Here is a 25437-nt window from a genome sequence, read left to right on the forward strand (position 1 = left end):
GAGTACCACCATGACCGCTCTTGCTTCTGCGCCGAAGAAGACCATCTACGCGCCGCTGGAACTGTTCGACACCGCCCGCCTGCTCGACGATGACGAACGCGAGATCGGCGCGACCGTACGCAAATTCGTCGACACCGTGCTGCGTCCCGACATCGAGAACTGGTTCGAATCGGCCACCCTGCCCAAAGAACTCGCCAAGGAGTTCGGCGCCCTGGGCCTGCTGGGCATGCATCTGGACGGTTACGGCTGCGCCGGCACCAACGCGGTCAGCTATGGACTGGCCTGCATGGAGCTCGAGGCCGGCGACAGCGGCTTCCGCAGCTTCGTCTCGGTGCAGGGATCCCTGTCGATGTTCTCCATCCACCGTTACGGGTCCGAGGAACAGAAGAACGAATGGCTGCCGCGGCTCGCGACCGGTGAGGCGATCGGATGCTTCGGCCTGACCGAACCCGACTTCGGCTCGAACCCGGCCGGCATGCGCACCCGTGCAAGGCGCTCCGGCGCCGGAGAGAACGCAGACTGGGTGCTCGACGGCACCAAGATGTGGATCACCAACGGCAACCTCGCCGACGTCGCCACCGTGTGGGCACGCACCGATGACGGTATCCGCGGGTTCCTGGTGCCCACCGACACACCGGGATTCACCGCCAACGCGATCCACCGCAAGCTGTCGCTGCGCGCGTCGGTCACCTCGGAGTTGGTGCTCGACAACGTGCGCCTGCCCGCGTCGGCGCAGCTGCCCCACGCCGCAGGCCTCGGCGCACCGCTGTCCTGTCTCAACGAGGCTCGCTTCGGCATCGTCTTCGGCGCGCTCGGCGCCGCCCGCGACAGCCTCGAGACGGCGATCGAGTACACCGGCACCCGCAGCGTCTTCGACAGGCCGCTGTCGAGCTACCAGCTGACCCAGGAGAAACTGGCGAACATGACCGTCGAACTCGGCAAGGGCATGCTCCTCGCGATCCATCTGGGCCGGATCAAGGACGCCGAGGGCGTCGCACCGGAACAGGTCAGCCTGGGCAAGCTCAACAACGTGCGGGAGGCCCTGGCCATCGCCCGTGAGTGCCGAACCCTGCTGGGCGGCAGCGGAATCACGCTGGAGTACTCCCCGCTGCGGCACGCCAACAACCTGGAATCGGTGCTCACCTACGAGGGCACCTCCGAGATGCATCTGCTCTCCATCGGCAAGGCGCTGACCGGGCACGCCGCGTTCCGGTCATGACCGCCGGCATCCGACACCTGATCGCCGGACAGTGGTTGGCCGGCAGCGGCGAACCGGTGCGCAGCGTCAATCCGGCCCGCCCGCACGTCGTGGTGGCCGAGGGCCGCGGTGCCGTCGCCGCGGACGTCGACGAGGCGGTCGCGGCCGCCACCGAGGCTGCCAGAGCCTGGGCGGCGACCCCGATTCACCAGCGCGGTGCGCTGTTGCTCGCCGCGTCGGACGTGGTCGCCGGCCACGCGCGGGAGTGGGGACGGGAACTGGCCGTCGAAGAGGGCAAGACCCTGGCCGAGGGCATCGGTGAAGTGCAGCGCGCCGCCCAGATCCTGCGCTACTACGGCAACGAGGGCGACCGGCAGGCCGGAGAGATGTTCGCCTCACCGCGCTCCGGTGAGCGAATCCTGGTCACTCGTAAGCCGATCGGGGTCGTCGGGGTGATCACGCCGTTCAACTTCCCCATTGCGATCCCGGCGTGGAAGATCGCGCCTGCCCTGGTGTACGGCAACACCGTCGTCTGGAAACCGGCCGGCACCGTTCCGCTGCTCGCGATGCGGCTCGCCGAAGCGCTGACCACGGCCGGCCTGCCTGCGGGTGTGCTCAACCTGCTCGTCGGCGGACCGGACATCGGCGACGCCATCGTCGGTCATCCGGGTGTCGACGCGCTCACCTTCACCGGTTCCACCGGGATCGGGCGGCGCATCGCCGCCACCGGCGCGGCGCGCGGCGTGCCGGTACAGGCCGAGATGGGCGGCAAGAACGCCGCGGTGGTGCTCGACGACGCCGACATCGACCTCGCGCTCGAGCAGGTGATGCTGGGCGCGTTCCGCTCTACCGGCCAGAAGTGCACGGCGACATCGCGATTGATCGTCACCTCGGGAATCGCCGACCGGTTCCTGGAGTCACTGTGTGACCGGGCCCAGCGTCTGCGGGTCGGTGATCCCACCGACGACGCCACCGAGATGGGGCCGGTGATCAGCGCTGCTGCGCGGCAGAGCATCGCAGCCGGGATCGCGACCGCCGCCACGCAGGGTGGGTTCGTGCTGACCGGAGGGCAACCCTATGCGGACAGTGCCCGGGCCGAGGGCTTCTTCGTCGCGCCGACCATCCTGGAGCTCGACGGTGTCACCGCGGACGTGTGGACCGAGGAGCTGTTCGGACCGGTGCTGGCGGTGGCGCGGGCAGCCGACGCCGAGGAAGCCTTCGCGCTCGCCGGCGACAGCGAGTTCGGGCTGTCCGCAGCGGTGTTCACCCAGGACCTCACCCGAGCGCTGCAGGCCGTGGAGCAGATCGACGTCGGCGTGTTGCACGTGAACTCCGAGTCTGCCGGTGCCGATCCGCACGTGCCGTTCGGCGGAGCCAAGAAGAGCGGGCTCGGCCCGAAAGAGCAGGGCGGCGCCGCGCGCGAGTTCTTCACCCACACCACCACGGTGTACCTGCGCGGCGGGCGGGCGGGCGCGTGACGCGGGGGGCGCTCGACGGCATCGTCGTCGTCGACTTCAGCAGGGTGCTCGCGGGACCGTACGCGACGATGATGCTCGGCGACTTCGGCGCCGATGTCATCAAGGTCGAGCGGCCGGGCACCGGCGACGACACCCGGCACTGGGGTCCGCCGCACGATTCGGCGGGTGTGGCAACCTATTTCAACGCCGTCAACCGCAACAAGCGATCCGTCGCGCTGGACCTCGCCGATCCCGACGACCTCCTGCGAGCGCGCGAATTGGTCAGCGGCGCCGACATCGTCGTGGAGAACTTCCGCGCCGGCACCATGGAGAAGCTCGGGCTCGGCTACGAGGACGTGCGAAAACTCCGGCCCGACGTCATCTACTGCTCGATCACCGGATTCGGCCGCGCCGGCGGGGCCGCCCTGCCCGGTTACGACCTGCTGGTGCAGGCCGTGGGCGGGCTGATGAGCGTCACCGGCACCGAGCCCGGCGATCCCACCAAGGTCGGGGTGGCACTGGTCGACGTACTCGCGGGCCTGCACGCGCTCAGCGGCATCCTGGCCGCGCTCGCACACCGCGACCGCACCGGCGAGGGTCAGCGGGTGGACACCAACCTGATGTCGGTGCTGCTCTCCTCGCTGGTGAATCAGGCATCCGGCTATCTGGGTGCGGGAGTGGTCCCGGGCATGATGGGCAACCGGCACCCGAGCATCACGCCGTATCAGACGTTCGAGACCGCCGACCGGCCGATCGCGATCGCCGTCGGCAACGACAAACAGTTCCGTGCGTTCAGCGCCGCCCTCGGCAGACCCGACTGGGCGGACGACCCGAGGTTCCTCACCAACCCCGTCCGTGTGAGCAACCGGGAAGCGTTGTGCGCGTTGATCGAAGCCGAGATGAGCCGCCACGGTGCCGATCACTGGTATGCGGTCATGACGGCCGCGGGAGTGCCGGCCGGCCCGATCAACGACGTGTCCGAGGCGTTCGCCTTCGCGCGCCAGCTCGGCATCGACGCCACGGTCGGCATGCCCGACGGATCCACACCGCAGGTCGCCAATCCGATCGAGTTGTCAGCCACACCTGTCAGCTACCGGCTCAGCCCTCCCCCGCTGGGCGGTAGCGCCGACGGTTGCCGCTCGGAGAGCAGCTGACGGGCCCGGATCGCGAGCCATAGTCGCACCCGGCTGTCCACGACGTCGACGTCGTCGGCCAGCAGCGCGCCGATGCGGCGCATCCGGTGGCGCATCGTGTGGCGATGGATACGCAGGTCGGTGGCCGCGGCCTCCAGATGACCGTTGCGCCGCAGATAGGCCTCGAGCGTCCCGACCAGCTCGGTGTCCAACGGCGTCAACGGTGCTGCCAGTACGGTCAACTCGACGGCACTGCGGCCGCCGAGGAGCACCCCGAACGTCCCGAGGTCGGCGAACGCGGCCATCCGTCCGGGGTGTGCCTGTCCGGCGATGCGGGCCTGTTCCACGCCCACAGCGATCTCGTCGACGCTGACGGCGTCGCTCACGCCGCCGGTGGGTGGCTGCGCCAACCCGGATGCGAGGCCGTCGATACGTCGTCTCTCGCTGCCCGGCACCACGATCACCACCTCGTCGCCCACCGGGGCCATCAGATAGGGCCCGGCGGTCGCGAGCAGCCGCCCCAGATCCTGTTCGGCGGCCAGCATCGGTCCGACGTCGTGGAGAACCGCCACCACGACATCGGCGTGCGGCTCGAAACCGAAATAGCGCAGCACGCCGTCGTCGACGACGGAGCTCTGCAGCAGCGCGCGCGTCGCCGCCGTACGCAGACGTTGCTCCGCCTCCGCCACACCGGCCGGCTTTTCCAGCGCGATCGAGATCAGCGACACCGCATGCGCGACGAGTAACCGCTCCGAGTTCGACATCGGCGCTGCCGTCCGCACCGCCAGCTGGCCCCGAAGCGGTTGCGCCGCACGGAGGTTCTGGACCGTGACGTAGCCCTCGGCATCGCCGGTGACATACGCGCCCCCTCGGCGCGCCGCCGGCGAGTGCGCGCCGTCGACGACGACGGCGAAGAGCCGGTCCTGCTCGCTGCCCGCCGCGGCCAGCACCGTGCCCTCGGTGCCGACGACCAGCACCGTGCCGGCCAGCTTCTCGGCCAGTGCTTCGACCACGCCGGGAATGCCGCCGCGCAGCGTCGCGCGGGCGAGCACCTCCTGCCCGTCCACCACGCGCTGCACCGCCCGGAGTTCGTCGGCCTTGACCGCGTCGATGACCGTGCGGGTGATCGCGATGAACGGTGTGGACGGGGGCACCTCCAGAACCGGAAGGCCGAGTCCGTCGCCGGCAGCGAGCACGCCGGCGGGCACCTCGGCGAGTGTGGTCCCGGTGTCGACCGCCAGCGCGGAGACGCCGGCCGCGGCCAGGCGTGCGACGTAGTCGAACTGCGTCCGCTCATCGGTGCCGATGTTGATACCGGTGGTCATCACCAGTTCGCCGCCGGACAGGTACGGGGTCGGATCGGCCAATTCGATCGCGTGCGCCCAGGTGATGTCGCGCTCGGCGGCGGTCGCACCGGCGATGAGAGCCAGACCCAGACCCTCGACCTGAGCCAGCTCCCGCGCGGTGATCGCCACGAAGAGCAGTCTTACTCGTCGGCAGCCGCCGCGGCCAGCATGACGTGGCGCACCTGTTCGGCCGCATCCACGAACGCCGCGAACAAGGCCGTGCGGTCAGCCTCCGGACCGTCGTCGTCCTCCGGGTGCCACTGCACCCCCAGAAACCACCGGTGTGGATCCTCGACCGCCTCGACGATGCCGTCCAACGCCCGGGCCGCGACGACCAGACCGGTACCCACCCGGTCCACCGCCTGATGATGGCCGGATCGTCCGATGACGCGCTGTGCGCCGAGGATCGCGGCCAGCCGGGTACCGGGAACGAGATCGATCGGCTCGTCGACGAACTCGGGCTCGCCGGGCGCTCCATGATGCAGGGTGTAGTCCACGATGTCGCCGATGATCGTGCCGCCGCGCGCCACGTTCAGGAGCTGCGAGCCCCGGCAGATGCCGAGAATCGGGCGATCAGCTGCCTCGGCGGCGGCGATGACGGCGAGCGCGTCCCGGTCGGCGCGGAGGTCGACACCGTAGGCCTTCGGATGGGGCGGGTGGACTCCGTAGCAGGATGCGTCGATGTCTCCGCCGCCGAGCAGCAGCAGACCATCGAATTCTGCTGCCTTGTGCGCGTTCGCGAGTGGCTCGGTGGTGTCCCAGATGTCGTATGACGCGCCGAGTTCGTGAAGCGTCGAGAGCGCCACGCGGGTGAACCGCCGGATCAGCGCGACATCCGCCGGGCTGATGTCCGGGAAGTTGAGCGAAGCGAGGACACAGATGTGGGCCCGGGGACGGTCGGGGGCGGACGACGTCGGCATGACATCGCGGAGCTCCACCCGGTGGTTCATCGAGAGTCCTTTCGTTTACCCGCGCGGTCGACGAGGTCGGCGAACAGTGCGGCGTCGGTGGTCGAGGTGGGGCGGTCCTCGGGATGCCATTGCACGCCGAGGACGTCGGCGCGCCGATGCTCGGCGGCCTCGACGACGCCGTCGGCCGCGACGGCCGTCGCAGTCAGATCGGGAGCCAGTCGCCCCAGCGCCTGGTGGTGGTACGACGACACGTCGATGGTCTCGACGCCCACGATCGCGTGCAGCCGGGATCCGGCGCTCACCGACACCTGATGAACGGCGTTGTGGTGCAGCGTGTCGGTCTCCTCGACGTGCTGAACCAGGGTGCCCCCCAGCGCGACGTTGAGAACCTGCATCCCTCGGCAGATGGCCAAGGCCGGCAGCTCCAGTTGCAGCACCGCACGGATCACTGCCAGGTCGAACTCGTCCTGGAAGGCCACCGTGTCGTGGGTGTGCGGATCGAGGTCGGCTCCGTAACGGCACGGGTCCACATCGGCACCACCCGGAAGGAGCACGCCGTCGAAAGCGGCCAATCTGCCGGGTAGTTCAGCGCCCGGGTCGGCGGCAGGGCCGTGCACCGTCACCGGTTCGCCGCCGGCCGTCCACACTGCCTCACAGATCGCCTCGGCGACCAGCGTCGCCGAGAAACGCAGGATCGGCACGTGCGGGGCCCGGCGGCCGGGCACGGCCACCAACGGCCGGTTCACGTCCCGAACGGGTATTCGAGGGTCGGCAGCCACTCCTCCCAGACATCGCGCAGGCGACCGGAATCGATGAGACGACCGAGTGCGTCGTCGATGTCGGCCAGAATGTCGGGCCGGTCCTTGGCCACCGCGATTCCCCATCGGTTACCGGTCGGCACCGTGAACGCGAGGTCGTAATCGGGATGAGTGGCGCCCAACGGGACGAACACCACGTCGTCGTCGACGACGGCGTCGACGTCCTTGGCGAGCAGCGCGGCGAGCATGTCGGCGTAGACGTCGTCGGAGCCGGGCCCGAACGGCACCGGCACCGCCCCCGTGAAGGTCTCGACCAGCGCCATGTTGGTGCTGTTCTCGATCGCGGCGACCCTGCGGCCGACCAGATCGTCAGGCCCCTCGATGTCGTCGCCCCGCCGGATCAACACACCTTCGTGGAACACGGCGTACGGCCGGGTGAAGTCGACCTGCGCTCGGCGTTCAGCCGTGATGCCCTGCCCGCACAGCACCGCGTCGGCATCACCACGCTGTACCGCGGGAATCATCTCGACCCAGGGCACGCGCACCCATTCGACGGGACGGCCGAGTTGTGACCCGAGCGCGTCGGCGACGGCGGGTTCGTAGCCCCGCCGGCCGTGTTCGGGCGTCCACAGCGAGAACAGTGGGGGCGCTTCGGCGTCCAGACAGGCCAGACGCAGCGGATGCGAGGATGCGGTCACGGCGCGTCGTTCCAGTACATCTGACGCTCCCAGTCGGTGACGACCCCGCAGAAGCGGGCCCATTCGTCGGCGTGGAAGTCGACGAGCAGCGCCGACAACTCCGGACCGAGAGCCTGGGTGAGCACCTCATCGGCGCGAAAGGCGTCGATCGCCTCGCCGAGCGTGAGCGGCAGGGCCGGGAACAGCTCGTCCTGCACGGTGTCGTAGGACGAGCCTCGCGTCGGCGCTCCGGGATCGATCGCATTCTTCATGCCGTCCTCGCAGGCAGCGAGGATCACCGCGTGAGACAGGTACGGGTTGACCGCAGCGTCGGGCAGCTTGTACTCCAGTCGACCGTTCGCCGACAGGCGGACCGTGCAGGTCTTGTTGTCGAGACCCCAGTTGATCCGCGACGGCGCGAATTGTCCAGCGTCCCAGTAACGCTTGTACGAATTCACGGTGGACCCGTTCACCAGCATCGCACCGGCGGAGTGGGCCAGCAGACCACCGAGGGCGTGCTGTCCGACCGTGGACAGGTGCAGCTCGGTCACTCCGGGATCGACGAGCACGTTGACCTCGTCGTCGCGCCAGAGACTGAAGTTGTGATGGCAGCCGTTGCCCATCATCCCGGTGGCGGGCTTGGGCATGAAGCTCGCATGGATACCCAATTCGCGGGCCACCTGTTTGCAGATCTGACGGTAGGTGGTGAGTCGGTCGGCCGTCAGGTCGGCTCGGTCGAACATGAAGTTCAACTCGACCTGGAACTCGTCCTCGTAGTCGCCTTCGACCATGTCCAGGCCCAACGCCTGGGCGTACTGGACGACCTTCTTGACGATCGGCCGGTTCCGCTCGAGGTGTTCGATGTGATAGGCCGGGCTCGAGCCGGGCCGGAACTGCGCTTCCAGACCTTCGCCCTGCCAGGTCATCTCCGGTTCGCACCCCGTGCGCAGCTCCAACCCGGTCCGGTCGGAGAAACCGGCATGCATGCGGTGCAGTAAACCCCTGCTGTCGCAGGCGAACTCCGCGCCGGCCCGGTCGATGAGATGGTCAGGTTCATAGAGCCGGCAGAACACCCGGGCGAAGCTGGTGTCCCACGGCAGGACGGCGAAGGTGTCCAGGTCCGGAACAGCGGTGTACTCGGGCGCGTGCCCTCCGCCCGCCATCAGATCGCCTTCGCGGGTGCTCTGCAGATTGGCGACCGCGGTCTGGTGCTGCTGCACCCCCTTGATCGACAACCGATGGAAATGCCGCGCCGGGACCACTTTGCCGACGACGCGTCCGGTGATGGTGATCGCCTGGAAGTAGACGAACTCCACTCCGTGGTCATCGATGATCTCCTGCGCCTCCACCAAGCCGGGGCTCGTGGCGTTGAGCTGCCGGTGCGCGTCGAGCGGTGTGGTCGTCATCTGTTCACCTCGATGACGGAGAACGCGAACGAGATCGCCTGGGCAGGGCAGACATCGGCGGCCTCGGCGACGGCGTCGCGCTCCGATTCGTCGGGGCTCGGGTCGTACTCGAGCTTCCCGTCGTCATCGAGGGTGAAGACGTTCGGTGCGGCGATGGTGCACTGGCCGTGGTCCTGACACAGGCTGCGGTCGACGGTGATGCGCATTGGGAGGTCCTTTCGGAGGAGGGTTGAGGGGTACCGATCAGGCGACGGGGGTGAACCCGATCGGGAGGCGAATCGGTCCGGTGTTCCCGGAGTCGGGAAGCCAGGTGGCGCCGGGCAATTCGTGCGGGTCACGCAGGCGGCGAGCCAGCAGGGGCAGGGCCTCGCTCATGTCCGACCGTGCCACGAAGTGACCCAGACAATGGTGTACGCCACCACCGAAACCGAAGTGCGGCTTACGTTCTGCGGTGATGTCGAAGCCCGCTCCGAAGACACGGGGGTCGGTGCCCGCGGATTCGCTGTAGAGGTGCACGGTGGTGCCGGCGGTGAACTGCACGCCGTCGAATTCGAAGTCCTCGAGCACTTCGCGGGTCACCCAGCGAACGGTGGGGTTCACCCGCATGACCTCCTCGACGGCCTTGCCCCCGAGGTCGGGCCGCTCAGCGAGCAACCGCCACTGCTCGGGATGGGCGATGAAGGTCTGCATGGCCAGGCCGAGCTGATTGCGTGTGGTGTCGAACCCGCCGAAGATCAGCAGCACCATGGCCTCTCTCAGCTCGGTGTCCGAGAGGCGTCCGTCTTCCGGACGGGAGGCGTTGACCAGCGCGGTCACGAAGTCGTCCTGCGGGTGCGCGCGACGATCGGCGATCACCTCGTCGCAGTAGACGTAGAGGCGCTGCAGCGCAGCCTCGATCTTCGGTAGATCCTGGCGCAACGTCACGCCGAGGGCCAGGCCGATGGTCGACGCCTCGGTGGAGATGACCTTCCAGTGTTCCTCGGGGAGGCCCAGCATGATGGCGATGACCCTGGCCGCATAGGGCTCGGCGAACTCGGCGACGAACTCGCACCGATCCGGCTCGGCGAAACCGTCGATCAGTTCGTCGGCCAGCGCCTGGAACCTCGGGACGAGGGTCGCAAGCAGTTTCGGAGAGAAGGCCGGGTTCATCAGCCTGCGGAGTCGGTGATGCTCCTCGCCCTCCTTGTTGAGGATCCAACTGGCGAACCAGTCGGCGAACGGACCCTCGGTGACGCCGTTGTGCGCCGGCCACGCGACGCTGCCCTGCCGCAGCCTGCGGTCCTTGAGGAGCTTGTTCATCTGCTCGTAGCGCAGCACGGCGATGCCGTACGGCGTGGTCGCGTACCAGCTGCGTTCGCGGGCGTCGTGCACGTCCGCCGAGGTGATCGAGAACGACGGATCGGCGACATCGAATGCCGGCGGGGTTCCGAGGGTGACCGACGACATATGTGCTACCTCCGAGTGATCGCGACCGTGGGTCCCTAAATACTCTAGAAGTAGATTCTTATTGTCAAGTGCTGTCCTCGGCCTGGGTCAGGACGTCTCCTCGGGCCACGCGACCGCCAGAACCCAGCCGGTGCCCAGCGGCATCTCGACGACGCTGCGGAAGGCCGACGGATCGGACGCCGCACCGGCCGAGGGCATCGCGCCGAGTCGGGATCCGACGATCCACCTCGGCGTGTTGGCCGCGATGACCCGACGCTCGGCATTGACCACCACGGCATCCTCGGCGGTCTGCCGCAGCACCTCGAGCAACCGGTGTTCGACCTCACCGACGACGAGATCCGCACCCGCCAGACCGAGGAACGTGCCGTCGGCGACGATCGGGACCGCGGCGGTGATGGTGTACATGTCCGAGCCGCTGTAATCGACGTAGGGCCCGTAGGCCACCCGCGCCTGTCCGCCCTGAGCGAGCCGGTACCAGTCCATCTGCAGGTAGTCGTAGACGTCGATGCTGGTCGGATCGAAGTTCAGGCGAAGTCGCGTCGGCCGGTCATTGATGCGCTGCCACCAGGCCATGTAGCGCTCCCGGCCTTCGACGACCGACGGCGCCGCGACGAAACCCATACCCCAGACGATGCTGCGCTCGGCATCGAGGAGTTCGGCCAGCAGCCGCTGCAGATTGCTGAAGTGCGCCTCGGTCAGCGCGGCCCGAGACGGCCGACTCCGCAGCACCTCCTCGGCGACGCGGGCGAGCAGCGCGTAGACGGGTTCGAGGGTCTGCGACGCCTGCTCTGCCAGGCTGTTCGCCAGTGTCTCGGATGTCATGGGCCGGGCCCTCCGGTCGAGAGATCCAGGTTGACCGCGGTCACCCGCGCCAGCTGGCCCATCACATGGGCCTCGGCCAGCCGGCGGGCTTCCTGCGGGTTCTCGGCTGCCACCGCGGCGGCGAGGGCATGCTTCTGGTCGACATAGGCGGTGACGTCGATCGGCGGCCCGATCGGCAGCCAGATAAGGCCGGCGACCTCAGCCTGCAGGTTGGCCTCCCGGCGCGCCAGCCGGGCGGACTGGGAGGCGACGGCCACCTCGATGTGGAATCGACTGTCGGCGCGGATCCGGTCCCCCAACGTCGCGGCGACGCCGAGTTGATCGGTGAGGGCGAAGAGCCGCCGCACCATGTACGGCGCCGCACGTTCGGCGGCGAGCCGTGCCGCCTGCCCGGCGATGGCGGTGTGCTCGTCGAACAGATCCCGCAGATCAGACGCGCTCATCGCGGCCAGCCGCGCGGTCAGCCGATCGATCGGCGGGCCCGCCGGCCTGCGCACGAACGAACCGCCGCTGCGCCCACGCCTGGTCTCGATCAACTCCTGGTCGCGCAGCGTTGCCAGTGCTTCGCGCACGGTCATGGGGGCCACCCCGAACTGGGCCGCGAGGTCCACCTCGACGGGCAGTCGCTCACCGTCGTCGAGAAGTCCGAGATGAATGGCCTCGGTGATGCGCTGCACGATCTCGTCGGCGCGCCCCATCGGGGCCTCGGCCGCGACGAGGGGTGACAACGACGACACCGCCACTCCTCCCGTAGACCCGAGGGGCAATCTACTCGATCCCGGACCAATCTCGCGCTTCCTGTTGCCCTTTAAACCATAAGACTGTAGTTTTCCGATCCATTGACCTGCGTCACAGCTATGGGAGAGAGCACGCCATGACACAAACGAGTACGCCCGGCAGCCCGGCTGACGACTTCTACTCCTTCCACGACCACGATGACGCCGCGCACCTGCACGCGCTCGGCTACAAATCGGAGTTCAAACGGGACATGAGCCCGTGGGCGAACTTCTCCCTCGGCTTCACGTACCTGTCGCCTGTCGTGGGTGTGTACACGCTGTTCGCCTACGCGCTGGCGACGGGCGGACCACCGATGATCTGGAGCTTCCTCCTCGTCGGACTCGGACAACTCCTCGTCGCGCTGACGTTCAGCGAGATCGTCGCGCAGTTCCCCGTTGCCGGCGGCGTCTACCCGTGGGCGCGCCGGTTGTGGGGCCGCCGATACGCCTGGATGACGGGCTGGGTGTACATGGTGGCGCTCCTGGTGACCATCGCCTCGGTGGTGTACGGCGCCGGTCCTTACATCGCCGCCACGCTGGGGATAGACGCCACGGTGAACAGCACCATCTCCTTCGCGCTCGCGCTGCTCGCGCTGGCCACCGCCATCAACTTCATGGGCACGAAAGTCCTTGCGAAGGCGGCGATCATCGGTTTCACCGCGGAGATCATCGGCGCCCTGGTCGTCGGCATCTGGCTGTTGGTCGGGCACCGACACCACAACCTGGGCGTGCTGTTCGACAGCTTCGGAGCAGGCGGAGACGGCAACTACCTGTGGGCGTTCGCCGCAGCCGCGCTGATCGGCATCTACCAGTATTACGGCTTCGAGGCGTGCGGCGACGTGGCCGAGGAGGTCCCCGATCCGGGCCGGCTGATCCCGAAGGCCATGCGCCGCACCATCTATGTCGGTGGGGCCGCGGCGACGTTCGTCTGTCTCGCCCTGGTGCTGGCCGTCACCGACATTCCCGGGGTCATCTCAGGAGAGAACCCCGACCCGGTCAGCTCCGTGTTGAACGAGGCCTTCGGCCCGGTCGGCGCGAAGGCGGTCCTGGCCATCGTGCTGATCTCGTTCCTGTCCTGTGCGATGAGTTTGCAGGCCGCCGCCAGTCGGCTTGCCTACTCCTACGGCCGCGACGGAATGATCATGGGCAGTTCACTTTTGAAGAAATTCTCGACCACCCGGCACGTTCCGCCGTACGCACTGCTTCTCGCGGCGGCGGTGCCGGCCGTGATCGTCGTCGGTTCGAAGTTCTCCACCGATGCCATCACCAAGATCATCAGCTTCGCCGCGTTCGGGATCTATCTCGGATTCCAGATGGTGGTGCTGGCCGCACTTCGCGCGCGGTTGAAGGGCTGGGTTCCGAGCGGCAAGTACTCGCTGGGCAAGTGGGGACTGACGGTCAACGTCGCAGCTCTGATCTACGGCGTCACCGCGATGATCAACATGGCGTGGCCGCGAACGCCCGACGCTGCGTGGTACGACAACTGGATCGTCGCGCTGTCGGCAGCCGTCGTCGTCGGCATCGGTCTGATCTACATGGTCGTCCATCCACTGCACGACCGAAGCACCGGACCATACGCCGACGCCATCCCGGACCCCGCCCGCACCGCCGGCCTCTGACAGAACCGCAGGCGCGGACTCGTCGTCTACGTCGCCGCCGGCTGAATCTGCTCCCTGCCGGCCAGCGCGTCGACGATCTCGCTCAACGAATCCACCGGGATCGGCCCGGGCTGATACAGGCAGATCCGGTCCGACACGCCCGCCACCCGGTCCCGGATGTGCGCCGCGACCTCGGCCGGGGTGCCACACGCGGCGATGGTGTGCAGCACGTCATCGTCGATCAGCCCACCCATCTCGGCCCACCGCCCCTGCTTGGACAGCGCGTGCAGCTCCGGTTGCAGATCCCCCCACCCGTGCACGTCGAGCACGGGTCGGTAGGCGGGGGTGGAGCCGTAGAACGCCAGAAGCCGCCGGGCCGACGCGTGGTCGGGGTCCGAATCGGCGACCGACACGATGATCTCGGGGACGATCGCCAGGTCGGCGCGGCCACGCCCGCCCGCGGCCAGCCCGGCGTCCACGTTCGGCATCGTGACCTCGGTGAGGAAGCGTTTCGACCCGAACGGCATCACCAGGAGGCCATCGGCGACCTCGGCGGCCATCCGCGTCAGCCGGGGGCCCAGCGCCCCGATGTAGATCGGAATCGGCGCGAAGTGCTCGCGGGGGCTGAAGGTCGGCGTCATCAGCGTGTGCCGGTAGTACTCGCCGCGATAGTCCAACCGCTCCCCCGTGCTCCACGCGCCGAAGATCGCGCGCAGCGCACCGACGAGGTCTCGCATGCGCTCCACCGGGTGCTCGAACTCCGCGCCGAAGCGCTTCTCGATCTGCGTGCGGATCTGGGTGCCCAGCCCGAGCGTGAACCGACCGCCGGAGAGCACCTGGTGGTCGACAGCCTGATGAGCAAGGTGAATCGGGTTGCGCGGAAACGCGATCGCGACGTTGGTCATCAGGTCCAGCCCACCCACCGTGGCGGCCAGGGTGAGCGGCGAGAACACGTCGTGGGGTCCTTCGAACGTGAACACTCCGCTTGCACCCGCGTCCCGCAGGGCGCTCGCCCGTTCGATCGCGCCGACGGGACCGAACAACGCCGTCATCACCTGCACAAGCGGCCACCCTAATGCGATTTCGGCGTGCTAATCGTCGCTACGCGCATGTTTGCACGCTGAATCCGCAAGGATGGGGCCATGGTCGACGTCATCATCGTCGGAGCGGGCTTCGCCGGCCTGTCGGCGGCGCGCGAACTGACCCGCCTCGGACGCGACGTCCTGGTGCTCGAAGGGCGCGACCGCGTGGGTGGCCGGTCCTTCACCGGCGAGGTCGGCGGCGTTCCCGTCGACCTCGGCGCGACCTTCGTGGGGCCGACGCAGGATGCGGTCCTGGCGCTGGCCGCCGAGGTGGGCTGCGACACGGTGCCGACGTACGGCCACGGCAAGAACCTGATCCGCTGGCGGGGCCGGGTGCGCTCCTACCGCAGCACCATTCCCCGGCTGTCGATCCTGGAGCTGGTCGACGTGTCCCGCATCCAATGGCGGTTCGAGCGGATCTGCCGCAAGGTTCCCGTCGCCGATCCCTGGACGTCGCCGATCGCGGGCGAACTCGACGGGCAGAGCCTCGAGCAATGGCTGCGTTCGATGCACGCCGGTGCGTCCACCCGCGACCTGATGGCGATCATGGCGCGGGTGACTTGGGGGTGTGAGCCCGACGCGGTGTCCATGCTGCATGCGGCGCGCTACGTCAAGGCCGCCGGCGGGCTGGGCCGCATGCTCGACGTCAAGGGTGGCGCGCAGCAGGACCGGTTTCTGGCCGGCACCCAGCAGATCGCGCGGCGGATGGCCGAGCACCTCGGTGAGCGGGTGATGCTCGGGGCCGCGGTCCGTCGCATCGAGCGCCGGGCCGGCACACTGACCGTGGTGTCCGAGCGCGGCGAATTCACCGCGGGCGCCGTGATCGTCGCGGTGCCGCCGGAGCACCGTGACGCGATCGCCTTCGATCCGCCGCTGCCCGGGGAGTACGAGGAGCTCGCCCGGCACTGGCCGCAGGGTCACCTGAGCAAGGCCTACGCCGCCTACGAGCGGCCGTTCTGGCGCGACGGTGGATGTTCGGGTGAGGCACTGTCCGACGAAGGTCCGGTGTTCATCACGTTCGACGTCAGCCCCCGTGACACGGGCCCCGGCGTGCTGCTCGGGTTCACCGACGCGCGCACGTTCGACCCGTTGACGCCCGAGAATCGCCGCGAGACGGCGCTGGCCGGATTCGCCGCCTTGTTCGGCGATGCCGCGTCGACCCCGATCGACTATCTCGACTACTGCTGGGGCGCACAGGATTTCGCGCCGGGAGGCCCGACGGCCGCGGTCCCGCCGGGGTCTTGGACGACGTACGGCCGCTGGCTGCGGGCACCGGTGGACGGCATCTTCTGGGCCGGCACCGAGACCTCTGACGTGTGGACGGGATTCCTCGACGGTGCAGTGCGCTCCGGTGTGCGCGCGGCCGGTGAGGCGCATCAGGAGCTGACGCGGCGCTCCTGAGCATCGACCGTCTCGATCAGCCACCGGAGTTGCTCGTTGACCTCGGACGGCCGTTCCAGGATCGCGCAGTGGCCCCCGGGCAGTTCCACGAAGCGCGCCAGGTTGGGCGCGGTGGCGGCGATGCGCCGCGACGAAACTATCGGCAGCAGCCGGTCTTTCGCGCTGCCGATCACCATCGTGGGGACGGTCAGGTTCTTCAGGCCGATGTGCTGCGGGCCCAGGTGGTCGACCAGCACGCGTGCCCATCCCCCGCGCCCGGCAGCAGGCGTCGTGTGGAACAACTCGAACACGAAATCGACCACCGCGGCGTCGGCATCGCGGCCGACGGCGATCATCTGGACGAACCGGCGGCTCGGCCGGTCGGCGGCGCGGACCAGCGGTGCGCCGCCGAACGTCCGCAGCACCGTGCCCGCCGCCCGGACGCGGGCCTCGGCCAGCGAGGCGGGCACCGGCAGCAGGTTGACGTGGCGCAGCAGATCACCGGTCGTCGTGTTGATCAGTGCCACCGCGGCGGCGCGCTGTGCGACCTGGTCCGGATGGCGTTCGGCCCAGGAGGTGATCGCGATGCCTCCCATCGAGTGCCCGGCGATGACGGCGCGCTCGCCGGGGGCGAGCGTCGCGTCGAGCACGGCGTCGAGGTCGGCGGCCAGATGGTCGAGGCTGTAACCGCCCCGGCCCGCCGGGACGCCGCTGCGACCGTGGCCGCGGTGGTCGAACGCGATCACGCGGTGGTGCCGGGCCAGGTCGGCGATCTGGTACGCCCACACCCGCAGCGCACAGGTGATGCCGTGGGCCAGCACCACCGGAGAGCCGTCCTCGGGACCGAACACCTCCGTGTGCAGGCGCACCCCGTCGCGGGAGCGCACGTCGACGACGCGGCCGTGGGCCAGGCTCTGCGCGGGCGCGAAGCCGGCGACGCGCCGTCGAACCCCACCACGTGTCGCCATAGCCGCTTCTCCTCGGTTGCTGCGGTGCGCATGCGCATGTTGCCGGATTTCGTGACTGTACCGCCGCAGGGCGCGCGTACCGGTGCGGTTCAATGGTCGGATGCGCGCGATACAGATTTCCAGCCTGGACGGGCCGCAGGCCGCCGAACTCGTCGAGATCGACGAACCGACCGCCGGCGACGACACCGTGCTCGTCGACGTGCACGCCGCGGGTGTCGCCTTTCCCGACGCGTTGCAGTCCCGTGGGCTCTACCAGTACAAGCCCGATCTGCCCTACAGCCCCGGCGCCGAGATCGCCGGTGTGGTGCGCAGCGCTCCCGCGGGCGCGCACGTGCAGCCGGGTGATCGGGTCGCCGGTCTCACGATGCTCTACGGGGCGATGGCCGAAGTCGTTGCGCTGCAACCGGAGAGACTGTTCAAACTGCCCGACTCGGTGTCGTTCGAAGCCGGTGCCGGCCTGTTGTTCAACGACCTGACGGTGCACTTCGCGTTGCGGACGCGCGGACGGTTGAGCGACGGCGAGACGGTGCTGGTGCACGGGGCCGCGGGCGGGATCGGCACCTCGACGCTGCGCCTCGCTCCCGCCTTTGGCGCGGCACGCACGATCGCCGTGGTGAGCAGTGACGCCAAGGCCGAGGTGGCGCGCGCCGCCGGCGCGTCGGACGTCATCCCGGCTGACGGGTTCAAGGACGCGGTCAAGGAGCTGACCGGCGGGCGTGGCGTCGACATCGTGCTCGACCCGGTCGGCGGGGACCGCTTCACCGATTCGCTGCGCTCGCTGGCGCCTGGTGGCCGGCTGCTCGTGGTCGGGTTCACCGGCGGGGAGATCCCGACCGTGAAGGTCAACCGGCTGCTGCTCAACAACGTCGACGCCGTCGGGGTCGGCTGGGGAGCCTGGACGATGACGCACCCGGGCTATCTGGCCGAGCAGTGGGCAGAGCTCGAGCCGTTGCTGGCCTCCGGTGCGGTGCCCGCACCGCAACCCGAGGTGTACCCGCTCGAGCGCGCCGCGGAGGCGATCTCCTCGTTGGAGAACCGGACCGCGCGGGGCAAGGTGGTCGTGGCAGTCCGCTGACCGGCCATGTCATGCGGACTTTGCGCGCTTCTTTGCCCGCTGCGATAGTGGAGGGCGTGGCGCCCGCTCCCGCAGGATCCTTCGACGATCCGCTGGTTGCTGGATTCCTCGATTCCGCATCATCGCGGCCCACCGGGCTGATCATCGAGGGCGAGGCCGGCATCGGCAAGACCACGCTGTGGTTGTCGCTGGTCGACCGGGCGCGGGCCGACGGCTTCACGGTGCTCGGTGCACGGGCCGGGCAGGCCGAGTCGGTGATGGCGTTCGCCGCGCTGGCCGACCTGCTCGCCGACGTCGAGGCCGAGGCGTTCGCGGGGCTGCCGGCACTGCAGCGACTCGCCCTGGACAGGGTGCTGCTGCGGGCGGGCGCCGAGGGGCCAGCCACCGATCACCGGGTGGTGGCCGCGGGTTTCGTCGCCGTCCTGCATGCGCTCGGCGACGCCTCGCCGGTGCTCGTCGCCGTCGACGACGTGCAATGGCTGGACACGTCGAGCCGCACCGTCATCGAGTTCGCGGTGCGCAGATTGCGCGGCCGGTTCGGTGTGCTCCTGAGCGAGAGGTGCCGCCCCGGTGAGGGAGCGGCGGCCGGCTGGGTGACGCTGGGCAGGCCCGACGGCGTCGACCGGATCGCGGTGCGCCCCCTGGACACCGGCGCGCTGCACACGATGATCTCGGAGCGCCTGGGCCGCAGCTTCTCCCGTCCCACGGTATTGCGCATCGCCGAGATCTCGGGCGGCAACCCGTTCTTCGCCCTCGAACTCGCGCGCGCGATCGGCGAGGGCGAGAAGCAGGGGCGAGCCGTCACCGAGCAGGCGCTGCCTCCGACTCTGACCGAGGTGGTCCGCACCCGGATCGGCCGGCTCGACGACGATGCCCGCGCGCTCCTGCTGGCCGCGGCCTGCGTGGCCGACCCGTCCGTGGAACTGCTGGCCCAGGCCACCGGGGTGAGCCGAGAGGAGGTGGCCACCCGCGTCGAGCAGGCCGAAACGGCCGGCATCCTGACCTTGCAGGGAAACCGGGTGCGGTTCGCCCATCCCCTCTTGGCCAGCGGTGTCTACGCCGACGCCGGGGCGCCGGCGCGCCGCGCGATGCACCGCAGGCTGGCAGCGCTGGAGACCCTGCCCGAGCTGAAGGCCCGGCATCTGGCGCTGGCGTCGGCGACCGGAGACGACGAGATCTTCGCCGCGCTCGACACCGCGGCCAACTCGGCCCGGGCCCGCGGCGCACCGGCGGCCGCAGCCGAATTGGTGGACCTGGCCATCGGTTTGGGCGGCGACACCACGGCGCGGCGGCTCACGTCGGCGGAGAACCACTTCCTGGCCGGCAACACCGCCCGGGCGGGCGAGGTGCTGGGCACCGTCGACGCGGTCGAGCCCGCGATCATGCGCGCCCTGGCGGCGAGCCTGCTCGCCACGGTCCTGATGTACCAGAACGAGCACGAGCAGGCGGTGGAACTGCTGCGCCGCGCCGTCGACGACGCCGTCGGTAACATACCGGTCCTGGTGCAGGTGTTGCTGCGATTGTCGTTCGCGCTCAACAGCATCGGCGAGCCCGACGATGCGACCCGGCACGCGCGTGACGCCGTGAAGTTCGCCGACGAGTTGGGGGTGCCGGCTGTCACCAGCGCTGCGCTGGCCTGGTGGGTGTACCTCAACTTCCAGCGCGGGCGGGGCCTCGACGCACAGGCGCTGCGGCGCGCCCTGGAGTTCCATGACAGCGCATTCGACGTCCCGATCATCTTCCGCGCCCCTCTGGTCCACGCGCTGACGTTGTCCTGGACGGGCCGCCTGGCGCAGGCACACGAACAGCTGACGGCGCTGCGCGAGGTGTGCGCCGAGCGCGGCGCCGAGAGCGACATGATGGCGATCGCCGGTTTCCTTGCGATGAACCACATCTGGTGCGGGCAGTTCGATGAGGCCGCCATCCGCGCCGCCGAGGCCGTCGAGCGCGCCGAGCAACTCGGCGGCGACGACGTGTTGATCATCCCGATGACCGTGCGTGCTGTGGCCGCAGCGTTCGCCGGCCGCGTGGAGGAAGCCCGCAAGGACGCCGACTGGGTGCTCGCCGCGACGAAGAGTCGCAGCGCTTCCCACATCGCCGACTGGCCCGGCATGACGTTGTGTTTCCTGGAGGAATCGCTCGGCAATCACCGCGAGGCTCTGGCCGCACTGAACCCGTCGTTCCTGTCCGGCCCGTCGCTGGCCACCGAGATCATGTACGCGTGGCACCTACCGGACGCGGTCGAGGCGATGGCCGCGGTCGGCCGATTCGACGACGCCGACGCACTGACCGGCCGGCTGGAGCGTGACGGCGCAGAGCACGACCGCGCCTGGATGAAAGCCGTCGGAGCGCGGTGCCGGGCCATTCTTCAGGCCGCCACCGGCGACGTCGCCGGCGCCGAGCGGACCGCGCATCGGGCGATGACCGAGCACTCCCGGCTTCCGATGCCGTTCGAACGGGCCCGGACCCAGCTCGTGGTCGGCCAGCTGCAGCGCCGGCTGCGCCAGAAGCAGTCCGCAGCTGCCCATTTCACCGAGGCATTGCAGACCTTCGAACGGCTCGGTGTCCCGCTGTGGGCACAACGTGCGCGGGCCGAACTCTCGCGCACCGTGGTGATACCGAGCGACGATCTGACCGCGCTGACACCCTCCGAGCGGCGCGTTGCCGAGATGGCCGCCACCGGAGCGACGAACAAGCACATCGCGGCGGCGATGTTCATCAGCGCCAAGACCGTCGAGCACAACCTCACCCGGGTCTACCGCAAACTGGGGATCAGCTCGCGCACGGAACTGGGCAGGCGGATGGACCGGCCGGCAGACGGTTAGGTGATCCAGTCCGGTTGCGCGGCGACGTCGACGGCGGCGAAATCCTTGTGCGCGAGGCCGGCGATCGTCCCACCGTCCACGACGAATTCCGCGCCGGTGGAATAGCTCGATTCGTCGCTGGCCAGGTACACCACCAGGTTGCTCACCTCCCGAGGCTGGGCGATGCGGCCCAGCGCCGTGGTGAAGATGTCCTCCGGAACCCAGTCGGCCATCGGCGTTTTCACCAACCCCGGGTGCACGGAATTCACCCGGATCCCGAACGGGCCCAACTCCAGGGCGGTCGACTTCGTCAGGCCACGGACCGCGAACTTGGTCGCGGTGTAACCGTGACAGGCCACGGTGCCCGCCATGCCTTCGATGGAGGAGATGTTGACGATCGATCCCCGCCCCGCGGCCTTCATCGGGCCTGCCACAGCACGGATCCCGAGGAACACTCCCGTCAGGTTGATGTCGAGGATGCGGTGCCATTCCGCGAGGTCGTAGTCCTCGATCGTGCCGATGTTGAGGATGCCGGCGTTGTTGACCAGGACATCGAGCGTCCCGAAATCCTCCACCGCGGTGGCGACGGCGGACCGCCAATCCTCCGGTCTGGTGACGTCGAGGTGGACGAAGCGGGCGTCGCCGCCCAATTCTGCGGCAACGCGCTCGCCCTCGGCGTCGAGGATGTCACCGCACACCACCTTGGCGCCGTGCGCCACCATCTCTTTCGCATGCGAGGCGCCCATCCCGCGCGCCGCGCCGCTGATGAGAGCGACCTTGCCGGCCAACCGTGCTGTCATGGTTCCTCCTGCGTCGGCGCCGGTGACGGGCGGCGTGGCCACACCATACAGATCACGCCGGGTGGATGGTCCGTGTTCCCGCGGTGTCGACGCGATCTGCCGAGCGCGCGTGTCCGCACGTCCGTGCGACGAATCACCACGTCGGCCATACTGTGCCGATGAACGGGCTTGTGGGCAAAGGGGTTCTGGTGACGGGCGCGGCCTCGGGCATCGGAGCGGCCACGGTGCGGCGCCTGACCGCCGAGGGGGCGACGGTCGTGGGCATGGACCTGGCCCCCGACGCGCCGGACCTCCCGGATGCGGTCACCTATCTGCGCGGGGACGTGCTCGACGGTGCGGTCGTGCGCGCGGCCGTGCACCGTGTGGTCGATCAGACCGGGCGACTCGATGGCGTGGTGCATTCGGCCGGCGTCGGAGGAGGCGGTCCGATACACCTGCTGCCCGACGAGGAGTGGGACCGGGTCGTCGACGTCAATCTCAAAGGGACCTTCGTGGTGATGCGCGCGGCGCTCACGCAGATGACGACGCAGGACCGGGTGGATGGCGAGCGCGGCGCGATCGTGACCCTGTCGAGCGTCGAGGGCATCGAGGGCACCGCGGGAGGAAGCGCCTACAACGCCTCCAAGGGCGGCGTCATCCTGCTGACCAAGAACGCGGCGATCGACTACGGGCCCAGCGGAATCCGCGTCAACGCGATCTGCCCCGGCTTCATCCGGACGCCGCTGTTCGAGTCGGTGATGGGGATCGAGGGCATGGCGGGTCCCCGTGAGGAACTGCGCCACGAGCACGCGTTGCGGCGTTTCGGCCGCCCCGAGGAGGTCGCCGCCGTGGCGGCATTCCTGGTGTCGCCGGACGCGGCATTCGTCAGCGGTCAGGCCATCGCCGTGGACGGCGGCTACACCGCCGGCCGGGATCATCACGTCACCGACCTGATGGGCCTCGGCGAGCAGTGAGGTCAGCCGGTCACCACACGACGGCGATGGCTGCTGCCGCCAAGGCCAGCACCCCCACCGCGGCGAACAGCGGACGCGGCACCGGATGGCCCGTGCGCCGTTGGCGCGCGTTCCCCATGCCCAGTACGCCTCCGAGCACGATCAGGATGACCAGCTTGACGCCGATCTTCGGGTAGTTCAGGTCGATTCCGGCCGGCCACGGTGCCGCCAGCGCGAGGCCTGTGAGGAGCGAGACGAGCAGGCCGTAGTCCATCACGCGCGTCGTGGTGAACCTGCGCGCGGCCGCCTCGGCGACCCATGCTCCGAAGGTGACCGCGAACCCGACGAGGTGCAGCAAGACAACTACGGAACGTAGTACTTCCATGCCGTGAATCTACAACAGCGGGCACCGGCGCCGCTCTACGCCGCCGGCGGCGGCGGCCCGGGCACCAGATAGCAGTTCGTTCCGCCGATGCCCAACACGTAGACCGTGTCGCAACGGGTGAAGCTGCCATCGGGCCCCGGCCCGGAATCGCAGCGGCCGCCCCCGTTGCCCCAGACCTCGAAGTTGCCGCACGGCGGTTGCGCCGATGCCGGCCCGGCGCTGACGAGGCCCGCGCCGAGAAGTGCCGCCGCGGCACCTGCTGCGAGCCAGAGCTTCTTCATGACTGTCCTCCTCCCTGCGCACCGCGCCGCAACGCAGCTGCACCGGAGGCCTGACCCCACGCACCCCTTCCTCCGGCGCATGCACCTTCGATTGTGCGCCCGACAGCGAGGTGGCCGCAGGCGATTTCCGTCCCGCTTTCGACCCGGCGGTGCAGGTCAGCGCCGGTGCCCGCGGCGTCGGCACCCAGTGCGGTCAATCCGTTGCGCGCTCACCCGTCGCGCAGATACGCTACGCAACGTTGCGTTATGGCGAGAGGAGTACCGGTGACGCGGACGTTCCACGCAGGCCGGCGATTCGACACGCCCACCGACGAGATCGCGGCCGCGCTGGCCGACGTCAGCATCCCGACTCTGCTGCTGTCCCTGGTCCATCTCACCGGTGATCCCCGGTTCATTCGCGAGTTCTCCCAGGCCGGTCTGTTCCTCAACGAGGTGCAGGGCTTCATGAGCGACGACGACAAGGCCCGTGCACGCGCCGCGGCCCTGCCCGTCATCGCCGATTACCGGGATCGCGGTTGCCCGCCCCTGGCGCCGCTGCCGCCCGACCTGGTCAAAGAGATGCTGGATTGGGCGGCGTGCGAATCGGTCGACGACGCCAACCTGCCGCTGGTGCTCGAAGAACTCGACCTCGAGGGCGTCGACCCGCGCCGCCCCGCCGCCCTCGATCCCGCTCGCGCTCAGGCGTTCCGGGTCATCGTGATCGGCTGCGGTGAAGCGGGCATCCTCGCCGGAATCCGCCTCGCCCAGGCCGGGATCGCCTTCGAGATCATCGAGAAGAACGCGGGTCCCGGTGGAACGTGGTGGGAGAACACCTATCCCGGCGCGCGGGTGGACGTCGCCAATCACCTGTACTGCTACAGCTTCGAGCCGAGTAATCACTGGGAGCACTTCTTCGCCGAGCAGCCGGAACTGGCCGCCTATTTCGGCGCTGTGATGGACCGCCACGGTCTGCGCCCCCACGTCCGGTGGAACACCGAGGTGCTGGGCGCGCACTGGGACGACGACAGCGCCACCTGGCGGGTGCAGGTGCGCACCCCCGACGGCATGCAGACCCTGACCGCCGACGCGGTGATCACCGCCGTCGGGCAGCTCAACCGGCCCGCCCTACCCGATCTACCGGGCCGGGACACGTTCGCCGGACCGGCTTTTCACTCCGCGCGGTGGGATCACACGGTCGATCTCACCGGCAAGCGGGTGGCGTTGATCGGCGCGGGCGCGAGCGGTTTCCAGATCGCTCCGGCGATCGCCGAGCGCGTCGCCCACCTGGAGGTGTTCCAGCGCACCGCACAGTGGATGTTCCCCAATCCCATGTACCACGAGCGGGTGCCCGCCGGCGTGCGCTGGGCGATGGAGAACCTGCCGTATTACGCCCGCTGGTACCGGTTCCTGCTGCTGTGGCCGGGCGCCGACAAGGGCCTCGACGCCGCCCGCGTGGACCCCGGATACGCCGACCAGGGTCACGCCGTCAGTGAGGTCAACGCACTGGCGCGCATGATGTTCACCGACTGGATCACCACGCAGGTCGGTGACGACGAGGACCTGCTGGCCCGGGTTCTGCCCGACTACCCGGCCACCGGTAAACGCACGCTGCAGGACAACGGCAGCTGGCTGGCGACCCTGAAGCGGGCGAACGTGACGCTGAGGCGGACGCCGCTGCAACGGGTGGTCCCCGAAGGGGTGGTCACCGTTGACGGCGTCATCCACGACGCGGATGTGCTCGTGTACGCGACCGGTTTCCACGCCACTGACCTGCTGATGCCGATGACGGTGACCGGGCGCGGTGGGGCCGATCTGCACGACGAATGGGGCCGACGGCCCTTCGCGTACCTCGGCATCACCGTGCCGAAGTTCCCGAACTTCTTCATGATGTACGGCCCCGGAACGCATCTCGCGCACGGCGGCAGCCTGATCATGCACTCGGAGTTGCAGATGCGCTACATCAACGCCTGCCTCGCCCACCTGATCGACACGGGCGCCCGATCCATGGAGCCCCTGGCCGAGCCGACCGGCGAGTGGCACCGACGCACCCAGGAACGGATCACCGCGACGGTGTGGGCGCACCCGGCCATCGAGCACTCGTACTTCAAGAACGCCGACGGCGAGATCCACACCGTCAGCCCGTGGCGGCTCTGCGAGTACCGCGCGGCACTGGCCGATCCCGACTTCACGCAGTTCCGCGTCGACGCCGACGGGACCGCCTGA

General features: G+C 69.2%; 23 protein-coding genes. 9 read left to right on the forward strand and 14 right to left on the reverse strand.

Features of this window, described 5'->3' with window-relative positions; translation table 11 throughout:
• Positions 1–10: 10 nt before the first annotated feature.
• The 3 genes from MCHUDSM44219_RS02265 to MCHUDSM44219_RS02275 are packed head-to-tail and all read left to right on the forward strand — an operon-like array spanning position 11 to position 3809.
• A complete protein-coding gene (locus tag MCHUDSM44219_RS02265) occupies positions 11–1219 on the forward strand; it encodes an acyl-CoA dehydrogenase family protein (protein ID WP_048416606.1) in 1209 nt (402 codons plus the stop codon).
• Positions 1216–2676 carry an aldehyde dehydrogenase family protein gene (locus tag MCHUDSM44219_RS02270; RefSeq protein ID WP_048416607.1) on the forward strand — a complete coding sequence of 487 codons (1461 nt, stop codon included), beginning with the start codon at positions 1216–1218 and terminating at the stop codon, positions 2674–2676. The genes MCHUDSM44219_RS02265 and MCHUDSM44219_RS02270 overlap by 4 nt, the downstream gene beginning before the upstream one ends.
• Positions 2673–3809 (forward strand): CaiB/BaiF CoA transferase family protein, encoded by a 1137-nt coding sequence (locus tag MCHUDSM44219_RS02275; protein ID WP_048416608.1) that lies wholly within the window; start codon positions 2673–2675, stop codon positions 3807–3809. The genes MCHUDSM44219_RS02270 and MCHUDSM44219_RS02275 overlap by 4 nt, the downstream gene beginning before the upstream one ends.
• On the opposite strand, the gene MCHUDSM44219_RS02280 is transcribed toward MCHUDSM44219_RS02275, so the two are convergent.
• The 9 genes from MCHUDSM44219_RS02280 to MCHUDSM44219_RS02320 all read right to left on the reverse strand — a co-directional run bounded on the left by MCHUDSM44219_RS02280 (position 3746) and on the right by MCHUDSM44219_RS02320 (position 11891).
• Positions 3746–5263, reverse strand: a complete 1518-nt coding sequence (locus MCHUDSM44219_RS02280) for a PucR family transcriptional regulator (protein WP_048416609.1) — start codon at positions 5261–5263, stop codon at positions 3746–3748. The genes MCHUDSM44219_RS02275 and MCHUDSM44219_RS02280 overlap by 64 nt on opposite strands.
• An 11-nt stretch (positions 5264–5274) precedes the next feature.
• Entirely contained in the window at positions 5275–6084 is an 810-nt protein-coding gene (locus tag MCHUDSM44219_RS02285; protein WP_048416610.1) for a gamma-glutamyl-gamma-aminobutyrate hydrolase family protein, read from the reverse strand.
• Positions 6081–6791 (reverse strand): gamma-glutamyl-gamma-aminobutyrate hydrolase family protein, encoded by a 711-nt coding sequence (locus MCHUDSM44219_RS02290; protein ID WP_048416611.1) that lies wholly within the window; start codon positions 6789–6791, stop codon positions 6081–6083. Before MCHUDSM44219_RS02290 ends, MCHUDSM44219_RS02285 begins: the two co-directional genes overlap by 4 nt.
• Positions 6788–7501, reverse strand: coding sequence for a substrate-binding periplasmic protein (locus MCHUDSM44219_RS02295; protein WP_048416612.1), 714 nt, complete (start codon positions 7499–7501; stop codon positions 6788–6790). Before MCHUDSM44219_RS02295 ends, MCHUDSM44219_RS02290 begins: the two co-directional genes overlap by 4 nt.
• Complete coding sequence (locus tag MCHUDSM44219_RS02300) at positions 7498–8886, reverse strand: glutamine synthetase family protein (RefSeq protein ID WP_048416613.1); 1389 nt, start codon at positions 8884–8886, stop codon at positions 7498–7500. The genes MCHUDSM44219_RS02295 and MCHUDSM44219_RS02300 overlap by 4 nt, the downstream gene beginning before the upstream one ends.
• Positions 8883–9092: a ferredoxin gene (locus MCHUDSM44219_RS02305; RefSeq protein WP_048416614.1), complete on the reverse strand. Its 210-nt coding sequence runs from the start codon at positions 9090–9092 to the stop codon at positions 8883–8885. Before MCHUDSM44219_RS02305 ends, MCHUDSM44219_RS02300 begins: the two co-directional genes overlap by 4 nt.
• A gap of 37 nt (positions 9093–9129) precedes the next feature.
• Positions 9130–10332: a cytochrome P450 gene (locus MCHUDSM44219_RS02310; protein ID WP_048416615.1), complete on the reverse strand. Its 1203-nt coding sequence runs from the start codon at positions 10330–10332 to the stop codon at positions 9130–9132.
• Between the two features lie 87 nt (positions 10333–10419).
• On the reverse strand, positions 10420–11154 hold the full coding sequence (locus tag MCHUDSM44219_RS02315; RefSeq protein ID WP_048416616.1) for a cache domain-containing protein: 735 nt from the start codon (positions 11152–11154) through the stop codon (positions 10420–10422).
• On the reverse strand, positions 11151–11891 hold the full coding sequence (locus MCHUDSM44219_RS02320) for a FadR/GntR family transcriptional regulator (RefSeq protein WP_236695320.1): 741 nt from the start codon (positions 11889–11891) through the stop codon (positions 11151–11153). Before MCHUDSM44219_RS02320 ends, MCHUDSM44219_RS02315 begins: the two co-directional genes overlap by 4 nt.
• Before the next feature lie 137 nt (positions 11892–12028).
• Here MCHUDSM44219_RS02320 and MCHUDSM44219_RS02325 point away from each other — a divergent pair, with 137 nt between their 5' ends.
• A complete protein-coding gene (locus MCHUDSM44219_RS02325) occupies positions 12029–13549 on the forward strand; it encodes an APC family permease (protein ID WP_048416617.1) in 1521 nt (506 codons plus the stop codon).
• Between the two features lie 26 nt (positions 13550–13575).
• On the opposite strand, the gene MCHUDSM44219_RS02330 is transcribed toward MCHUDSM44219_RS02325, so the two are convergent.
• On the reverse strand, positions 13576–14580 hold the full coding sequence (locus MCHUDSM44219_RS02330; RefSeq protein ID WP_048416643.1) for a TIGR03617 family F420-dependent LLM class oxidoreductase: 1005 nt from the start codon (positions 14578–14580) through the stop codon (positions 13576–13578).
• A 90-nt stretch (positions 14581–14670) separates the two neighbouring features.
• Between MCHUDSM44219_RS02330 and MCHUDSM44219_RS02335 the strand changes: the two genes are divergently transcribed.
• A complete protein-coding gene (locus tag MCHUDSM44219_RS02335) occupies positions 14671–16011 on the forward strand; it encodes a flavin monoamine oxidase family protein (protein WP_048416618.1) in 1341 nt (446 codons plus the stop codon).
• On the opposite strand, the gene MCHUDSM44219_RS02340 is transcribed toward MCHUDSM44219_RS02335, so the two are convergent.
• Entirely contained in the window at positions 15987–16958 is a 972-nt protein-coding gene (locus tag MCHUDSM44219_RS02340) for an alpha/beta fold hydrolase (protein WP_048416619.1), read from the reverse strand. The genes MCHUDSM44219_RS02335 and MCHUDSM44219_RS02340 overlap by 25 nt on opposite strands.
• Before the next feature lie 100 nt (positions 16959–17058).
• Here MCHUDSM44219_RS02340 and MCHUDSM44219_RS02345 point away from each other — a divergent pair, with 100 nt between their 5' ends.
• On the forward strand, positions 17059–18033 hold the full coding sequence (locus MCHUDSM44219_RS02345) for an NADPH:quinone oxidoreductase family protein (protein ID WP_048416620.1): 975 nt from the start codon (positions 17059–17061) through the stop codon (positions 18031–18033).
• A gap of 11 nt (positions 18034–18044) precedes the next feature.
• The gene (locus MCHUDSM44219_RS02350; RefSeq protein ID WP_172506331.1) at positions 18045–20858 is read left to right on the forward strand and encodes a helix-turn-helix transcriptional regulator; all 2814 of its coding nucleotides are present in this window, start codon (positions 18045–18047) and stop codon (positions 20856–20858) included.
• Here the strand turns inward: MCHUDSM44219_RS02350 and MCHUDSM44219_RS02355 are convergent.
• The gene (locus MCHUDSM44219_RS02355) at positions 20855–21637 is read right to left on the reverse strand and encodes a glucose 1-dehydrogenase (RefSeq protein ID WP_048416645.1); all 783 of its coding nucleotides are present in this window, start codon (positions 21635–21637) and stop codon (positions 20855–20857) included. The two genes, MCHUDSM44219_RS02350 and MCHUDSM44219_RS02355, sit on opposite strands and share 4 nt — an antisense overlap.
• Before the next feature lie 158 nt (positions 21638–21795).
• On the opposite strand from MCHUDSM44219_RS02355, the gene MCHUDSM44219_RS02360 reads away from it, so the two are divergent.
• Positions 21796–22590, forward strand: coding sequence for an SDR family NAD(P)-dependent oxidoreductase (locus MCHUDSM44219_RS02360; protein WP_048416621.1), 795 nt, complete (start codon positions 21796–21798; stop codon positions 22588–22590).
• Positions 22591–22600: 10 nt separating this feature from the next.
• Here MCHUDSM44219_RS02360 and MCHUDSM44219_RS02365 read toward each other — a convergent pair whose 3' ends face one another.
• Positions 22601–22954, reverse strand: coding sequence for a hypothetical protein (locus MCHUDSM44219_RS02365; protein WP_048416622.1), 354 nt, complete (start codon positions 22952–22954; stop codon positions 22601–22603).
• Positions 22955–22989: 35 nt separating this feature from the next.
• A complete protein-coding gene (locus tag MCHUDSM44219_RS02370; RefSeq protein WP_048416623.1) occupies positions 22990–23235 on the reverse strand; it encodes a CDGP domain-containing protein in 246 nt (81 codons plus the stop codon).
• A 264-nt stretch (positions 23236–23499) separates the two neighbouring features.
• Between MCHUDSM44219_RS02370 and MCHUDSM44219_RS02375 the strand changes: the two genes are divergently transcribed.
• Positions 23500–25437, forward strand: coding sequence for a flavin-containing monooxygenase (locus tag MCHUDSM44219_RS02375; protein ID WP_236695321.1), 1938 nt, complete (start codon positions 23500–23502; stop codon positions 25435–25437).

Source organism: Mycolicibacterium chubuense (assembly GCF_001044255.1).
Classification (GTDB): domain Bacteria; phylum Actinomycetota; class Actinomycetes; order Mycobacteriales; family Mycobacteriaceae; genus Mycobacterium; species Mycobacterium chubuense.

What these genes read in the sequence shown, in the direction of transcription:
- MCHUDSM44219_RS02265 (WP_048416606.1), top strand. Translation starts at nt 11, where the DNA reads ATGACCGCTCTTGCTTCTGCGCCGAAGAAGACCATCTACGCGCCGCTG.
- MCHUDSM44219_RS02325 (WP_048416617.1), top strand. Translation starts at nt 12,029, where the DNA reads ATGACACAAACGAGTACGCCCGGCAGCCCGGCTGACGACTTCTACTCC.
- MCHUDSM44219_RS02300 (WP_048416613.1), bottom strand. Translation starts at nt 8,886, where the DNA reads ATGACGACCACACCGCTCGACGCGCACCGGCAGCTCAACGCCACGAGC.
- MCHUDSM44219_RS02335 (WP_048416618.1), top strand. Translation starts at nt 14,671, where the DNA reads ATGGTCGACGTCATCATCGTCGGAGCGGGCTTCGCCGGCCTGTCGGCG.
- MCHUDSM44219_RS02285 (WP_048416610.1), bottom strand. Translation starts at nt 6,084, where the DNA reads ATGAACCACCGGGTGGAGCTCCGCGATGTCATGCCGACGTCGTCCGCC.
- MCHUDSM44219_RS02360 (WP_048416621.1), top strand. Translation starts at nt 21,796, where the DNA reads ATGAACGGGCTTGTGGGCAAAGGGGTTCTGGTGACGGGCGCGGCCTCG.
- MCHUDSM44219_RS02330 (WP_048416643.1), bottom strand. Translation starts at nt 14,580, where the DNA reads ATGACGGCGTTGTTCGGTCCCGTCGGCGCGATCGAACGGGCGAGCGCC.
- MCHUDSM44219_RS02355 (WP_048416645.1), bottom strand. Translation starts at nt 21,637, where the DNA reads ATGACAGCACGGTTGGCCGGCAAGGTCGCTCTCATCAGCGGCGCGGCG.
- MCHUDSM44219_RS02365 (WP_048416622.1), bottom strand. Translation starts at nt 22,954, where the DNA reads ATGGAAGTACTACGTTCCGTAGTTGTCTTGCTGCACCTCGTCGGGTTC.
- MCHUDSM44219_RS02345 (WP_048416620.1), top strand. Translation starts at nt 17,059, where the DNA reads ATGCGCGCGATACAGATTTCCAGCCTGGACGGGCCGCAGGCCGCCGAA.
- MCHUDSM44219_RS02270 (WP_048416607.1), top strand. Translation starts at nt 1,216, where the DNA reads ATGACCGCCGGCATCCGACACCTGATCGCCGGACAGTGGTTGGCCGGC.
- MCHUDSM44219_RS02340 (WP_048416619.1), bottom strand. Translation starts at nt 16,958, where the DNA reads ATGGCGACACGTGGTGGGGTTCGACGGCGCGTCGCCGGCTTCGCGCCC.
- MCHUDSM44219_RS02370 (WP_048416623.1), bottom strand. Translation starts at nt 23,235, where the DNA reads ATGAAGAAGCTCTGGCTCGCAGCAGGTGCCGCGGCGGCACTTCTCGGC.
- MCHUDSM44219_RS02310 (WP_048416615.1), bottom strand. Translation starts at nt 10,332, where the DNA reads ATGTCGTCGGTCACCCTCGGAACCCCGCCGGCATTCGATGTCGCCGAT.
- MCHUDSM44219_RS02350 (WP_172506331.1), top strand. Translation starts at nt 18,045, where the DNA reads ATGCGGACTTTGCGCGCTTCTTTGCCCGCTGCGATAGTGGAGGGCGTG.
- MCHUDSM44219_RS02315 (WP_048416616.1), bottom strand. Translation starts at nt 11,154, where the DNA reads ATGACATCCGAGACACTGGCGAACAGCCTGGCAGAGCAGGCGTCGCAG.
- MCHUDSM44219_RS02305 (WP_048416614.1), bottom strand. Translation starts at nt 9,092, where the DNA reads ATGCGCATCACCGTCGACCGCAGCCTGTGTCAGGACCACGGCCAGTGC.